Below are 14,698 nucleotides of genomic sequence, written 5' to 3' on the forward strand. Positions count from 1 at the left end.
GATTATCGCGATGCCCAGGCATTGAAGCGCTGTTCAAGATCTTCACCGTGATCGACCCAGAACTGAGTGTTTACCGGGATAGCATCCGCCATGTTTTGCGGCGCAGTAGGTAAATCAACCGCATCTTTCGCATCAATCATGCTGGTGGCTGATTTCTCCGTCGGGCCATAAGGGATGTTTTCAGCATAAACCTTCTGATTTTCAGGCTTGTTGGCAAACGCGATAAACTGTTCGGCCAACGCTTTGTGTTTAGAACCTTTTACAATTGCCCAATTATCAAGATCATAGAGGCTATCGTTCCAGACCATTTTGAAATCGTGGCCTTCTTTGTTCGCAGCGCTAACGCGGCCGTTATAGGCCGAGGACATCACCACGTCGCCAGATACCAGCCACTGCAAAGGCTGCGCGCCAGATTCCCACCACTGGATATACGGTTTAAGCTGATCAAGCTTTTTGAACGCGCGATCAACACCTTGTGGCGTTGCCAATACTTTATAAACGTCTTCACGTTTTACCCCGTCGGCCAGCAAAGCAATTTCCAGCGTGTATTTGGCGCTTTTACGCAGCCCGCGCTTGCCCGGAAATTCTTTCACATTCCAAAAATCCGCCCAGCTGGTCGGCGCTTTTGACAACTTCTTCGCATCGTAGGTCAACACGGTTGACCAGACGAAAATCCCGGCACCACATTCGGTAACCGCAGAAGGCAAATAGTTGTTTTTATCGCCCAGCTTGCTCCAGTCCAGCGATTCAAAAAGCCCTTCATCACAACCGCGAACCAGTTCCGGGCCTTCGACTTCGACCACGTCCCAACCAACCTGACCGGTTTGAACCATCGCCCTGATCCGCGCCATCTCGCCGTTATATTCGCCAGAGTCGATAGTGCCCAGCCCGGCGGCTTCAAACGGTTTATAAAATGCCTTGTCTTGCGCGTCTTTGTTGGTGCCGCCAAAGGAAACCACAGTCAGCGTTTCGGCCTGAGCCTGAAATACCAATCCGGCAAGCAGTGTGGTCAATGCAATTTTTTTGAACATGCTGTGACTCCTGAAATTGAAAAGAGAAAAGTGATCATTTAATTTTGGTTATGATTTTAAAGCCTGAGCCAGGATTTCCAGCGCCTGCTTGAACTGTGCATTGGGTATAGTCAGTGGATACAGGAAACGGATCACATTGCCGTGAATGCCACAGCTGAGTAGCATTAAACCGGCATCGAGCGCCTTGCGCTGCACCAAACGGGTAAACTTGGCATCGGGTTTTTGAGTAGCCGGATCGTCAAATTCCACCGCGACCATCGAACCGCGCATGCGGATATCGGCAATCGCCGGGCAGTGAATCCTTGACTGTTGCAACACTTCCACCAGCTCGGCACCCAGCGTTTGCGCCCGACAGCACAGCTGCTCTTGCTCGATGATATCCAGCACCGCCAGCGAAGCCGCCACCGCCAAAGGGTTACCGGCGTAAGTTCCGCCCAAACCGCCCGGTTCAGGCGCATCCATGATTTCGGCGCGTCCGGTGACGCCGGAAATCGGTAATCCGCCACCGAGACTTTTAGCCATGGTTATCAAGTCTGCTTTCGCCTGCGGGTAATATTCCATAGCAAACATTTTGCCAGTACGCGCAAAACCGCTTTGCACTTCGTCGGCAACCAGCAAGATGCCATGACGGTCGCACAACGCGCGCAGGCCATTAACAAATGCTTCTGGTGCGATATTAAAACCGCCCTCGCCCTGAATTGGCTCGAAAACGATCGCCGCAACATCCTGCGGGCTGATATCGCTGCGGAATAAATACTCAATGCTTTCAAGGGATTCTTCTACACTGATGCCCTGTTGCGCATTAGGATAGCGCGCATGGAAAACTGAGCCAGGGAAAGGCCCGAAGCCCTTTTTGTACGGTAAAACCTTACCGGTCAGCGCCATGGTTAACAGAGTACGGCCGTGAAATGCGCCAGAGAAAGTGATAATTCCAGGGCGACCGGTGGCAGCACGAGCAATTTTTACCGCGTTTTCAACGGCTTCGGCACCGGTAGTGAAAAACGTCGTTTTAGCCGCACCCTGTACGGGAGCCAACGCATTGATACGCTCGGCGAGGGTAATGTAGCTCGCGTAAGGTACCACTTGATAAGCCGTATGGGTGAAAGCGGCCAGCTGTTTTTGCACGGCTGCCACGACTTGAGGATGGCGATGGCCGGTATTTAACACCGCAATCCCGGCGGTAAAATCAATAAACTCGCGCCCTTGCTCATCCCACAGCGTGGCGTTTTCCGCTTTGCTGGCGTAGAAGTCATACATCACTGATACGCCACGCGGCGTCGCGGCTTTACGGCGTTGTTCTAATTCGTTGTGATCCATTTTTACTCCGGCTCATCTGTGCGTTAAATCATTCAATGATTAAAAAACCAATACGGCATCAATCTTCCTCCTTGCTTTTTAGCGCTAAACCGGTTCTATAATCCAGAGCCAGTTTCATTTATTTTGAGGTACCAATTGAGATCGCTACTTTCAGATTTGATTTTGCATCGGCTTGACTCTGCCACCGGAAGCAACCTCAACAAGCGGCTGTACCAGTCACTGAGGACCGCAATCCTTGATGCCAGCATCTCGCCGAGCAGCAGATTGCCCGCCAGCCGAGATTTGGCCAAGGAGCTGGGCATTTCGCGCAATACCGTGCTCGCAGCCTACGAACAGTTGCAGGCCGAAGGATATATTCAAACCCGGACCGGCAGTGGCACCTTCGTCAATGCAGATTTGCCGGAGGACGGCATCCGCTCTGACGCCTCGCGCCCAGCCAAAATGCCAGTTCGCGGCATGGTGCAGCTGTCAAAACGCGGGACACGCCTGCTGGGTCGCACCGGAGCCGCACCGCACCAGTGGGGCGCGTTTATGCCCGGCGTACCGGACGTCACGCGTTTTCCCCATGACATCTGGCGCAAACTGCAAAACCGTTTAAATCGAAAATTGGACCCGCAGTTTCTGACCTATTCCCGTCACGGCGGTTGTTTGCCGCTGCAACAGGTGCTGACGGATTATCTGCGTATTGCGCGCTCGGTAAGCTGCACGCCGGAGCAGATTTTGATCACCGCAGGGACTCACGAGGCAATAGATTTGTTGGCAAAAGTGCTTTGCGATCAGGGTGATACCGCGTGGATTGAGGAACCGAGTTATTGGGGGATCCGTAATATTCTCTCCATCAACGGCCTTGAGATGAAGCCGATTGGCGTCGACGAAAATGGCATGGACCCGCCTGACATCGAGCAGGACGAGACGCCGCCGCGAATCATTTGCGTGACGCCCTCCCACCAGTATCCGCTGGGATCGGTGATGAGCCTGGCCAGACGTCAGCGTATTTTGTCACTGGCGGTGCAACACGGTAGCTGGATTATCGAGGATGACTACGACAGTGAATTCCGCTATTCCGGCAGCCCGATCCCTGCACTGCAAGGCCTGCTGCCCGATGCGCCGGTAATTTACATCGGTACTTTCAGCAAAACGCTGTATCCCGGAATGCGCATCAGCTACGTGGTGTTACCGCGCGCGCTGGCGGCAAAACTGAAGATTGCTCATTCCGAACTGTATCGCGGCGGCAACGGATTAGCCCAGTTGACTCTGGCCGAGTTTATTCGTGAAGGTCATTACGGCGCACATATTCGCCGCATGCGTTTGGCCTACGGAAAGCGGCGAAACGCGCTGGCGAGGATGATCGAACAGGAGTTGGGGAAAGAATTTTTATGTGAATACAGCAATGCAGGTCTGCACCTGATTTTATCACTGCCAGACTCAATTGACGACGTTGCCCTGAGCGCGGAGCTGGAGCAAAAAGGCGTGCTAACCCGTGCATTATCAGCGTACTACATGCGCAACACTCAACGCAGAGGCCTGATTCTGGGGTACGGATGCGTTGAGCTTCCGCGCATGGAATCGGCGTTCGCCGTGCTGGTCTCATGCCTGAAAAGCGCCCTGAAATCCCAACTTAGGGCAGGTTGAAAGTTTATGGTGCAACAGCGGTCGAAGGGTTTCTACGACTCTTTGGCCGAAACTGCCAGCCGCTAAAAAGTTGCAGAATAATAAAAAAGACAATAGAAAACATTAACCTGCGAGCTTCCTCTCAGGCTTTAAATTTGTCAAAAAAAACTTGCCAGAACACTTTTCCAGATGGTACTGATTTTAAATAGCGCCAACTTGAGGTGTTCGATAGCACCCAACATGCATGAATCATGCCGATATCAATCGCCAGGTTGCAGAGCAAATTTTGCCGGATCGATAAATCCAACGGGACAAGTCATTAAGCGGGAGTGAAGTTGATGCAGAGCTACGTAAGTTTTAAAAATATTGTCAAGAGCTACGACGGTGAAAAACTGGTGGTTAAAAATCTCAATCTCGAGGTTCACGAGGGGGAATTTTTAACCATGCTCGGCCCTTCTGGTTCAGGCAAAACCACGAGTCTGATGATGCTGGCAGGGTTTGAAACGCCGACCCAGGGAGAGATTTTATTGCGTGGCAAACCGCTGCACAATCTCCCGCCGCATCAAAGAGATATCGGCATGGTTTTCCAAAACTATGCCCTTTTTCCGCACATGACCGTCGCAGAAAACTTGGCTTTCCCGCTTAAGATTCGCCGTCTCAGCAAGGCAGATATCCGCGCCAAAGTGGAACGCATTTTGGATATCGTAAAACTTAAACCCTTGGCCGATCGCTACCCGGCGCAAATGTCCGGCGGCCAGCAACAGCGGGTTGCCTTGGCTCGCGCACTGGTGTTTGAGCCAAAACTGGTGTTGATGGATGAACCACTGGGTGCATTGGACAAGCAGCTTCGTGAACATATGCAGATGGAAATCAAACAGTTACATGAGATGCTGAACTTGACTATCGTTTACGTAACACACGATCAAAGCGAGGCGATGACCATGTCAGATCGCGTGGCGGTGTTTAATGATGGAGTCATTCAGCAGCTTGACACGCCGAGCAAGATTTACGAGCAGCCCACTAATTCGTTTGTTGCACAGTTTATCGGCGAAAATAATAGCTTGCTGGCAACTAACGTTAAGGCCGAGGGCGATTATTACAGCACCTCTTTGGACGATGGCACCCTGCTCTCCTCCCTGAAAGTACGCCCTAGCTCGCCGGGCAAAAAAATCATGCTGTGCATTCGCCCTGAACATATCAGCGTCAATAATCCGACTGTGGGATGTGAAAAAGTCAGCGCGCGGATCCAGCAGTTTGTCTATCTTGGCGATCACGTGCGTATGCTGACTGAAGTTGCCGGGCAAGGTAATTTTATGGTGAAAATGCCGGCCACTCAGGTTCAACCTGGCTGGAAAGCGGGTAGCGAAGTGATGCTGTCATGGCAGCCACAAAATCTGAAAGCGCTGGACGTGGTGGCGCACTAATTCGTTGCTCGCAGGGGCATGAGCCCGTGTTGACGCTATGCAACATAGTTTGACATGCGGTCAGAAATCATAGCCGAAGAGATCATTATCTGTAGAGATCTTCGGCTATTTGCCGTTTATTAGCCCCATTAAACCCTAACTTTTCGGCGAAACGTTAAAGGTAAAATACTGCTTATTCAACTTACTGAAAGTGCCATCTGATTTGATTTCAGCGATGGCCTGATCGACCGAAGCTTTGAGCTGGTCGTCCCCTTTGCGCAACCCCAATCCGGTGCCTTTGCCAAATAAAGTTTTGTCGTAAACTTCTTTGCCGTTTAACTGAAAATCTGCGCCCTGCGGCTTATCCAAAAATGATGCCGTTGCCGAAGCTGCATCATCCAAAGTGGCGTCTAGTCGCCCTAATGCCAGATCGGCATAAACCTGATCCGGCGAGGCGTACGACACCACATCAACGCCTTTATCACGCCAATATTGGTTAGCGTAGGTTTCAAATACCGAGCCTTGCTGCACCCCGACTCTTTTTCCTTTGAGTGATTCGGCGGTGGCCGTTAGCCCCGAGTTTTTATGGGTGATGAGGTACACCGGAGTGGTAAATAGTGCCGTTGAGAAGTCGATGGATTTTCTACGTTCATCGTTTATGGATAACGAAGAAAGTATCGCATCGAATTTTTTGGCTTTGAGCGCGGGAATTAGTCCATCAAAAGTGTTTTCAACGAACACACATTTCACCTGCATTTTTTCGCAAATCGCCCGCCCTAAATCAGCGTCGAAACCAACAATTTTCCCCTGTGGATTTTTCGATTCAAAAGGAGGAAATGTCGGGTCTATGCCCAACCTAAGTTCAGCAGGTGCAGACATCACATTGCTGCTGGCGGCCATCAATAAAAACAACAGCGAAACTTTCTTCATTATTCCCCCGGCTGATGCATACAAAGTCATTATTCACTCTAAAACAAGCTGCTAAAATCATTGATTAACAGCAAATTAGAGTGCTAATTCACAATAGCGGCAACGAGCTGACGGAAGGTAATACCGATAACTTATGGATAGCAGTCAAGGCAGTTATGAAGAGATAAATGAGGAATAAGCCGCTGGGCCGTTGGCCCGGCGCGTGCATGAAGAGGTCAGGCTGGCAGCGAATTGTCGCGAAACGGCACGGGTTGAAGGGCTTAAAGTATAAGCGCCATTCTTGAAAATATATCACCTAAAATCTTTAGCAGATTCGACGTTTTGCGCAGCGGCAAACATCATTAGGCCTTATTGTCGGGTTCAGTCGCCTTGCCCTTCTCTTCGGGATGGCGTTTCTCCACCAGCCAGGACTGGATCATATGCAGCAAAAAGAGCCGTAAACGTAACGGTGAACGGCCATACACTTTCCAAAAACTCAGGCTCTGTTCCATAATTGACTCCTGCTTCATACCCACGCATTCGTGAAGGTTTATTATACAGGTATAGCACAGGCTATATTAGTTAGCCATAGCAAAGTCAGCAAAAATTGGTGGTTGGTGATACTTGGTTTACAATGCCCCCATTGTCGCGAAGTATGTGGCTTAAGGAAGAGAAGTAAAAAGCCATTGAGCAAGAAAAAAGGTGGGCGTAGTGAAAAATAAGAAAGTTAGTCCATTGCTGGATGTGGAAGATCACGCTCAGGGTTTTTTACAGGTGCGCGAGGCGCATCGTCGGGAATTGATGGAAGATTACGTTGAGCTGATTTCTGATTTGATTCAAGAATTTGGGGAAGCTCGACAGGTAGATTTAGCGGCAAGATTGGGCGTTTCCCAGCCTACCGTTGCCAAAACGCTGAAAAGATTGGCTAGCGCCGGACTGGTCAGGCAGTTACCCTACCGCGGCACATTCTTAACGCCGGAAGGTGAAAAACTGGCAGCAGAAAATCGCGAGCGCCACAACATTGTTGAAGAATTTTTCGTCGCGCTTGGCATTAGTCCGGAAACGGCGCGCTTAGACTCTGAAGGTGTTGAGCATCACGTTAGCGATGAAACTCTTGAAGCTTTTAAACGCTTTACCGAACAGCAAAAAGCATCGCAATAAAGCCCCTTCTGTCTTAATTTGATCAGGAAGATCTCAAGTGTTTTCCTGATTTTTATCTGATATTTCATTATTTTTTGCTTACGATCGCAGTATAAACCCTGAATTTGTGTTCCTCTTTTTCCCGCTCAGACTTTAATCCCCCGATTTTAAAAGGACTTCAACAGGATGAAATTACAGGCTGTTACCGCAACACTTATAGGTTTGATTTTTGCCTCTACGGCTCAGGCAAAATCCTCTGAGCAGGAAAAAGTTGACCAAATTATTAAGCCATTAATGCAGCAATATCAAATTCCAGGCATGGCTATTGCCGTTAGCATCGATGGCGAAACAACGTTTTATAATTACGGAGTCGCCTCCAGACAGTCACGCCAGCCAATAACTAACAGCACACTGTTTGAAATTGGATCGTTGAGCAAAACTTTTACCGCGACTCTCGCCAGCTGGGCTCAGCAGCAGGGGAAAATCTCGTTTAACGATGCGGCCAGTCAATATCTTCCCCAGTTAAAACACAGCGCCTTTGATAATGTCAGCCTGCTAAATCTGGCGACTCATACGTCTGGCCTGCCGCTGTTCGAACCCGAGGGTGTAAATACTCCGCAACAACTGATGGACTGGTATAAGCAATGGAAACCGACACAACCGGTTGGCAGTGTCCGAGTTTATTCCAACATGGGGATTGGGCTGCTGGGAATTATTGCCGCCAAAAGTCTCAATCAGCCGTTTATTGATGTCATGCAACAACAGCTGCTGCCGAAACTTGGGATGTACAATACCTTTATTAAAGTGCCTGCCGATAAGATGGCCGAGTATGCGCAGGGTTACAACAAGCAGGATAAGCCCGTTCGCGTCGGGCCCGGCCCTGTCGATGCCGAGGCCTATGGCTTGAAATCTAGCTCGGCCGATTTAATTCGCTATCTCGACATTAACCTGCATGAACAGCCCATTGATGCAAGCTGGCAAGTCGCGGTTGATGCCACCCACCGAGGTTATTATCGAGTTGCCGGATTTACTCAGGATTTGATGTGGGAAAATTATGCCTATCCTTCGCCGCTGGAGCTGCTGTTAAAAAATAACGGCTCGCAGATCATTACCGACGCTCAACCGACCAAGGCCATCAATCCGCCGCAGCCGCCGCTCGAACAGGCAATCTACAATAAAACCGGTTCTACCAATGGCTTCTCGACCTATGCGATGTTTGTGCCGGTCAAGAAAATGGCAATTATTATTCTGGCCAATAAATCGTATCCCAATGAAGCACGGGTTAAAGCTGCCTACCAGATTTTAGCGAAGCAAAAAGAAGGCTTTTGATCCACGGGCAGGTTTTATATAAGACGGTTTTATCCGCCGTAAAAGCATCAAGCCTGCTGACCGTGTAACCAGCAGGCTTTAAAGGCTTACGACCAGTGTTTATTTTTGCTGGTTTTACCAATGCCTGGATTATAAGTATTGGTTGGGTCAAGCTGCCGCAGATGCTGTTCATATTCAGGCGAAGCATGATACAAGTGGCCGACATTGTGCTCAGCGGGATATTTCGCGCCACGCTTGTCGAGGTATTCGAGCACCTCATGTTTGAAGGCCAACGGATCGACACCAGGTTTGAGGATATAGTCCTGGTGATTAACAAAACAGAAAAAGTGCCCGCAGCATGAATCTTCCAGAACCTGTGCCTGAAGATGCGCGGGTAATACAATTCGCCACTCACTGTCATTGCGTCGTAACGCAACATCGAAAGCCATCAGTCGCTGATTGGTATCTATTCCCATATAATCGCAATAAGAAACGGTACACCCGCCCACGCCAAAGCGAACTAAAAATGCATCCTTTTCCTCGCGTTCATTACAGGCAAAAAACTCTCCACTTCTGTTGGAGAAAAATTCAGTTAGCAATCGCAATAAATCGGCAGAATACCGAGATTCGGTCTTGATCATCAGATGATGTTCAAAACGATCACGATAATCAAGAATGCGTTTCGCGACACGTTTTGGCGTCAGATTATTCACGCTCTGCAAAACTTTATCTACCAGATTTAGCGGCAGGAAACCGGCCTTTTTCACCCGCACGTCCCAGCGCGCCTTTTTCGCCATCAATGAAGGAAGCGCTTGCGGACCCAGTCTGTCAATCGCCCAATAAACATGTTTGGAATAGCGCACTGTCAGGTCGAAGGCATTACGATGAATATATTCCGCCTGTTGGGGCAACTCTTGCAGATTTCTCAGCAAATAGCGTCGCAAATCAATAAGTTCAACTTCATCGTTGGTGCCGATGTAAAAGGTGTGGGTGTTATCACCACGATCAAAGGTTGAGAGACGTACCGCAAATACCGCAACTTTGCCTGCGCTGCCTGAGCTGTCGTGCAGATATTGCACATTGCCGTTGAAACGGGTCGGGCTGTCGGCGTCAACATCCCGAATCACTTGTGCATAATCGTCAGCCCAGATCCTTCCCTCCCAGTCTGGCTCGCTGCCGGTAGTATAATTCTGGCTCTCAAGGCGAGCGATCATTTCTTCGGGCGTATTACCAAGGAAAATACCTAAATGATTGATCAGCGAAAGTGTGCCGTCATCGTTTATCTGGGCAAACAGAGATTTCTCGGTAAATGCCGGACCGCGTCGAATTAAAGACCCGCCAGAGTTATTGCATACACCGCCGACTACTGATGCACCAATACATGAGGATCCAATAACCGAATGAGGCTCTTTATGATGGGGATACAGCGCTTTTTCCAGTTCGGTGAGCGTGCTGCCGGGGAAGGCAATTACCTGCTGAGCATTGTCAATAACTTGCACACCTTTAAGACGGCGTGTACTAATAATGATGACATCGCGGTCATAATTATTACCGTCTGGCGTAGAGCCGCCTGTTACCCCAGTATTTGCAGCCTGCATCAAAATAATCTTGTCACAGGCTACGCAGACTTTTAGTACTTCCCAGAGTTGGAGCAGAGAATCGGGAATGGCAACTGCCAGCGCCTGCCCCTGGCCGACGCGAAATCCTTTAGTGTAATACGCTTTGTCATTTTCACTGATTAACAACTGATCCGAAGCCAGGATTTGTTGTAACTGAGGAATGATTGTTGTGCCCTTCTCCATCTGACCTTTCTCCAAAGGCCGCAATGATTCATCGCGGCGGGTAATTCGATATTGTGAAAAAATAATTATTTTGAATTAGTATTGTTATATAACCAATTCAGAATATTAGTATCGAAAACTTTTCTCTGGACTAAAACGGCGTTTGTTGTTCCAGAACGCGAGATATCACGTTCAACGCACCCTGGCAGTTGTTGCTTTCGGTAGAGTAACCGGCAACTTCCTTCACCGTTGGGCTGGCATTGGCCATCGCAAAGCCGAATCCGGCATGGCGCAGCATTTCGATATCGTTGTCGCTATCGCCGATAGCCACCACTTCACTATCTTTTACTCCCCACCGGGCCTGTAACAGGCTGATGCCGTTGGCTTTATGCAGGCCTGGAATGATCAGGTCGATAAATCCAAAACCGCTGCCAACGGGCTGAGAGATGTCACCGACCTCAATAGACAGCTTCTGCAACAGCGCAGGAATAGCTTCATTTTTCACACCCAGTGAGAATTTAAAAATAATGTCTTCAACGTCAGTAAAATCGGCGACTTTTTTAAGGCGGCGATAATGGTTGGACATTTTCTCGACTACCGCGTGCGGCATCGAGTCATGCGCGTAGGCACTGTTTTTTCCGCAGACAACCAGCTGGATATCGGGAACATCCGCAAGCACCGCTAGAATTCTTGCGATCTCTGCCTTGGCAAATTGACCACAGTGGATCTCTTCTCCAGCATCGACCACGTAAGCGCCATTTTCCGCTACAAAACCTATTTCCTTATGAATTTCAGGAAAATAATGCACCAGCTGGTAATACTGATTGCCGCTCGCCACCACGAAATGGATGCCGCGCTGTTTGAGTCTGGTGTACTGTTCCAGAAAACGGGATTTGTCGTAACTCTTTTCATCGTTGAGAAAAGTCCCGTCCATATCCACCGCAATCAGTTTTATTGACATATTTATTCCATTATCAGGGTAAAGGGTTCATCGGCGTCGGTTATCTGTTGCAACCGTAGGGCAAAATCTTATCAAAGACCCGACGCAAGCTCTAACCTAAACTTTACCCAATTCCTATTTGATTGATACAACCGCCCTGTTTTGCCACCTTTTAAACAGGGCTTGGGCTAGCATCATCATGCAGATGAAGATGAGTAGGTCGAAAGAGAAGTTCATGGCAAAAAGGTGTCTCGACATATCGCGATAGCCTTCACCAAAGAAAGCAATATAGAGTTGAGAACTAGAGAAGACGCCAAGAATAAACATAAGTTTTGCTTGAGGATTACTTTTCAAGAAAAATGACAATAAGACAATGAGTACCGCGATTGAATATCGCCACGGGCCATAGATGTCATCTTTCAACTCTGTCACTTTTGAAATGAACCGATCATGACTTGAAAAGTATTTATTGGCATAAGCTAAACTGAAGTATTCTTCTTTCATTTGTCGTTGTATAGAGGGATCGAATGGCAGAGTTAATAAGTTTGCAGGTCTTTTAAAGAAGACAGCAAAACTTTTACTAAAACTTGCATCTGAGTGATGACGTGCATAGCAGCCTATTTTTGGTTTCGGATTTACCACACTACCCAAATTGAAATCGTATTTTTGATTCCACGGATCTATGCCAACACATTCAGCTTCAACACTGCTATCTAATTCAATGTGATTCAGCGTCTGATATAAATAAGCCCCAAAATAGTTCGAATTGTATTTATTCAAAGGCACGGTTTTATTGGAATGAGAGACAACGATCAATGCCATTACAAATGACAAAAACAACGCAATATATTTTTTCTTGTCTACTTTTTCATTAAAAACCCACAAGCCGACCAAAATAACCAAGGGAAGGTAAAAGTATTGCGTTTTTGTGCAAGCTATCGCACTGGCAAGTAGAAACAACACACCAGCACTGTACTTAACTGGTTTGCAAAGGACATAACACAGTATTGGCAAAGTGAAGACAACGATTGAATCCTGATAGAAGGAAGCTATAAAACTGAGGATAGATGAAGAAAACAATGGAATGATGAACAATGTAAAAATAAAATAATGTGACTTACGACTATAGTCAAAAAATATTTTGCTCAATGCAAACAGCTCTAGCAGATAGATGAACTTTAGCATTGAGGCCATTAACATCAGGTCAAACCATGAGGTTAGTAATGAAATAATACTGGCATAGAGATAGAGCATGATGCTGTAAACGCTGAACTCGAACAGCTGCCCTATCGGCTGAAAGTGCACTTTCATTTGCCACGCAAGCGGAATATACGGGTTCATAAAAGGAATGTGTGCCATAAAAGTATCAGTGGTGCGGGCATAGTCAGCGTTATTTAAGGCAAAGGTTGATCCCGACAAAAAAATAATTGTAACCCACAGGATTAATATAAAAACTCGGCTAACTTGGCGATTCTGCATCACGTCCTTAAGGACCGGTTATCGAGAGAGGCAATCTGGCAAAAAATTGAAGTTGGCAGTGGCTTCAACAATGAGGAATATTTGACATAAGTCAGCTTTCAAACAATACGCCTAAATAATTATTATGTCGTTAATTATCATGAAATGAGGGCTTTGTGAGATCTAGATCACAAATATTGTACTAATCTCTGTGGCTCAGTCGCCCGATTATCACCAGCCACGTAGTAACTCTATCTTTTTAAAAGATTTATCGTCAAAAGGCCACCGCGTCTAAAAGTGTTAACCAGGGTTGCAGACCCTTGTCTTCGTTTCAAGTTTATGTAATCTTTCGCACGCTAAAAATGTACGTCAGGTCACTTTTTTGATCGGCACAACATAGATGTCATCAGGGTCGGATAACGATGCTCAGCCAGGCATCGGCATTTTATCGTTAAGCCAGAGGCGCCTCTTGAGGCGAATAATCTGGCAGCCAGAGGTTTCAGGAATTTTCATGAACAACAAAACCATAAGTTACAAAGGGCCTTTGGCTCTATTAACCGCACTCTTCTTTATGTGGGGATTAATTACTTCTCTTAATGACATTTTGGTCCCGCATTTAAAATCGCTGTTTGAATTGAGCTATGTTCAGGCCTCATTAGTCCAATTCTGCTTTTTCTTCGCCTACTTTGTGATGTCTTATCCGGCCGGTAAAGTGGTCAGCAAATTTGGCTATAAGTCAGGTATTATCATCGGATTATTAGTAGCCGCCATTGGCTGCGTGCTGTTTTACCCATCGGCTTCTCTGCGTTCATACCCGCTGTTTTTACTCTCTCTGTTTATTCTGGCTTCCGGCCTGACCTTATTGCAGGTTGCCGCAAACCCTTATGTCAATTCGCTGGGAACTGCGGAGACTGCGGCCAGCCGTTTGAATCTGACTCAGGCATTTAACTCGCTGGGAACAACTTTAGGCCCCATCCTCGGCGGGATGTTTATTCTATCGACGGCGGTACTTAGTGCCGATCAAATAAGCCAACTGCCTGCCGGTGAAGTTCAACATTATCTGGCCAGCGAGTCTGCCTCTGTGCAAACTCCTTACCTGGTGCTGACTGCATTACTGGTGCTTATCTCCTTGGTCATCAAGTTCAGCAAGCTGCCGGTGTTAACAAACGAAATCGAACAAGACGATGGTAAAGAGCACAGCCTGTGGAAGAGAAAACACTTGGTGCTGGGCGTTATCGGCATTTTTGCCTACGTCGGTGCTGAAGTTTCGATTGGCAGCTACTTGATTAGCCTGCTTGAACGCCCGGAAGTCGCTGCACTGTCGGCGGTTGATGCCAGTCAGAAACTTTCTCTTTACTGGGGTGGCGCGATGGTAGGTCGCTTCCTCGGCAGCATGTTGATGACCCGTATCAAGGCCAACCGCCTGCTGGCATTTAACGCCACTATTGTTGTGTTATTACTGGCTGCGGCAATCATCACCAAGGGCACGTTCAGCATGTGGGCGATTCTGTCTGTAGGCCTGTTCAACTCGATAATGTTCCCGACAATCTTCTCACTGGCGCTGAACAGGCTGGGTGGTTTGACCGGGCGTGCTTCTGGCGTGCTGTGCATGGGTATCGTTGGTGGTGCCATCATGCCAATCATTCAAGCGACCGTTGCCGATCACGCTTCGCTGCTGGTGTCGTTTGTGGTTCCACTGGTGTGCTACATCTATATTGCCTGGTACGGTTGCAAAGGTTACCGGCCAACCGTTTAAGATACCTGCCCAGCCCTCAGTCAGAGGGCTGGCTCTCTCTACTT

12 protein-coding genes are annotated in these 14,698 nt (G+C 48.1%); 5 read left to right on the top strand and 7 right to left on the bottom strand.

The annotated features are described in order from the left end of the window. Positions 1 to 2: 2 nt before the first annotated feature. Positions 3 to 1,031, bottom strand: coding sequence for an ABC transporter substrate-binding protein (locus AB3G37_RS11965; protein ID WP_369790855.1), 1,029 nt, complete (start codon positions 1,029 to 1,031; stop codon positions 3 to 5). A 48-nt stretch (positions 1,032 to 1,079) separates the two neighbouring features. After that, positions 1,080 to 2,348: a 4-aminobutyrate--2-oxoglutarate transaminase gene (locus AB3G37_RS11970; protein WP_369790856.1), complete on the bottom strand. Its 1,269-nt coding sequence runs from the start codon at positions 2,346 to 2,348 to the stop codon at positions 1,080 to 1,082. Between the two features lie 135 nt (positions 2,349 to 2,483). Here AB3G37_RS11970 and AB3G37_RS11975 point away from each other — a divergent pair, with 135 nt between their 5' ends. Both AB3G37_RS11975 and AB3G37_RS11980 read left to right on the top strand, forming a co-directional pair. Then, positions 2,484 to 3,980: a PLP-dependent aminotransferase family protein gene (locus AB3G37_RS11975; RefSeq protein WP_009636170.1), complete on the top strand. Its 1,497-nt coding sequence runs from the start codon at positions 2,484 to 2,486 to the stop codon at positions 3,978 to 3,980. A gap of 317 nt (positions 3,981 to 4,297) precedes the next feature. Next, the gene (locus tag AB3G37_RS11980) at positions 4,298 to 5,383 is read left to right on the top strand and encodes an ABC transporter ATP-binding protein (RefSeq protein WP_369790857.1); all 1,086 of its coding nucleotides are present in this window, start codon (positions 4,298 to 4,300) and stop codon (positions 5,381 to 5,383) included. A gap of 135 nt (positions 5,384 to 5,518) precedes the next feature. Here the strand turns inward: AB3G37_RS11980 and AB3G37_RS11985 are convergent, their stop codons facing one another. After that, a complete protein-coding gene (locus tag AB3G37_RS11985) occupies positions 5,519 to 6,292 on the bottom strand; it encodes an ABC transporter substrate-binding protein (protein WP_369790858.1) in 774 nt (257 codons plus the stop codon). 341 nt (positions 6,293 to 6,633) lie between these two features. Beyond that, on the bottom strand, positions 6,634 to 6,783 hold the full coding sequence (locus AB3G37_RS11990; RefSeq protein WP_157135268.1) for a hypothetical protein: 150 nt from the start codon (positions 6,781 to 6,783) through the stop codon (positions 6,634 to 6,636). A 199-nt stretch (positions 6,784 to 6,982) separates the two neighbouring features. Here AB3G37_RS11990 and mntR point away from each other — a divergent pair, with 199 nt between their 5' ends. Together mntR and ampC are read left to right on the top strand one after the other, a co-directional pair. Continuing rightward, entirely contained in the window at positions 6,983 to 7,432 is a 450-nt protein-coding gene (gene mntR / locus AB3G37_RS11995; RefSeq protein ID WP_369790859.1) for a manganese-binding transcriptional regulator MntR, read from the top strand. Positions 7,433 to 7,597: 165 nt separating this feature from the next. Then, complete coding sequence (ampC, locus tag AB3G37_RS12000; protein WP_369790860.1) at positions 7,598 to 8,740, top strand: class C beta-lactamase; 1,143 nt, start codon at positions 7,598 to 7,600, stop codon at positions 8,738 to 8,740. A gap of 86 nt (positions 8,741 to 8,826) precedes the next feature. Here ampC and dld read toward each other — a convergent pair whose 3' ends face one another. From dld to AB3G37_RS12015, 3 genes are all read right to left on the bottom strand, one after another. Further along, complete coding sequence (gene dld / locus AB3G37_RS12005) at positions 8,827 to 10,521, bottom strand: D-lactate dehydrogenase (RefSeq protein WP_369787881.1); 1,695 nt, start codon at positions 10,519 to 10,521, stop codon at positions 8,827 to 8,829. Between the two features lie 130 nt (positions 10,522 to 10,651). Next, positions 10,652 to 11,461 carry a Cof-type HAD-IIB family hydrolase gene (locus AB3G37_RS12010; RefSeq protein ID WP_369787882.1) on the bottom strand — a complete coding sequence of 270 codons (810 nt, stop codon included), beginning with the start codon at positions 11,459 to 11,461 and terminating at the stop codon, positions 10,652 to 10,654. A 114-nt stretch (positions 11,462 to 11,575) separates the two neighbouring features. Further along, positions 11,576 to 12,919 (bottom strand): hypothetical protein, encoded by a 1,344-nt coding sequence (locus AB3G37_RS12015; RefSeq protein ID WP_369787883.1) that lies wholly within the window; start codon positions 12,917 to 12,919, stop codon positions 11,576 to 11,578. Positions 12,920 to 13,409: 490 nt separating this feature from the next. Between AB3G37_RS12015 and fucP the strand changes: the two genes are divergently transcribed. Next, a complete protein-coding gene (fucP, locus tag AB3G37_RS12020) occupies positions 13,410 to 14,654 on the top strand; it encodes an L-fucose:H+ symporter permease (RefSeq protein ID WP_369787884.1) in 1,245 nt (414 codons plus the stop codon). Positions 14,655 to 14,698 lie beyond the last annotated feature (44 nt).

Source organism: Rouxiella sp. WC2420 (assembly GCF_041200025.1).
Taxonomy (GTDB): Bacteria; Pseudomonadota; Gammaproteobacteria; order Enterobacterales; family Enterobacteriaceae; genus Rouxiella.

What these genes read in the sequence shown, in the direction of transcription:
- AB3G37_RS11970 (WP_369790856.1), bottom strand. Translation starts at nt 2,348, where the DNA reads ATGGATCACAACGAATTAGAACAACGCCGTAAAGCCGCGACGCCGCGT.
- AB3G37_RS11990 (WP_157135268.1), bottom strand. Translation starts at nt 6,783, where the DNA reads ATGGAACAGAGCCTGAGTTTTTGGAAAGTGTATGGCCGTTCACCGTTA.
- AB3G37_RS12015 (WP_369787883.1), bottom strand. Translation starts at nt 12,919, where the DNA reads ATGCAGAATCGCCAAGTTAGCCGAGTTTTTATATTAATCCTGTGGGTT.
- ampC (WP_369790860.1), top strand. Translation starts at nt 7,598, where the DNA reads ATGAAATTACAGGCTGTTACCGCAACACTTATAGGTTTGATTTTTGCC.
- AB3G37_RS12010 (WP_369787882.1), bottom strand. Translation starts at nt 11,461, where the DNA reads ATGTCAATAAAACTGATTGCGGTGGATATGGACGGGACTTTTCTCAAC.
- AB3G37_RS11985 (WP_369790858.1), bottom strand. Translation starts at nt 6,292, where the DNA reads ATGAAGAAAGTTTCGCTGTTGTTTTTATTGATGGCCGCCAGCAGCAAT.
- fucP (WP_369787884.1), top strand. Translation starts at nt 13,410, where the DNA reads ATGAACAACAAAACCATAAGTTACAAAGGGCCTTTGGCTCTATTAACC.
- AB3G37_RS11980 (WP_369790857.1), top strand. Translation starts at nt 4,298, where the DNA reads ATGCAGAGCTACGTAAGTTTTAAAAATATTGTCAAGAGCTACGACGGT.
- AB3G37_RS11965 (WP_369790855.1), bottom strand. Translation starts at nt 1,031, where the DNA reads ATGTTCAAAAAAATTGCATTGACCACACTGCTTGCCGGATTGGTATTT.
- dld (WP_369787881.1), bottom strand. Translation starts at nt 10,521, where the DNA reads ATGGAGAAGGGCACAACAATCATTCCTCAGTTACAACAAATCCTGGCT.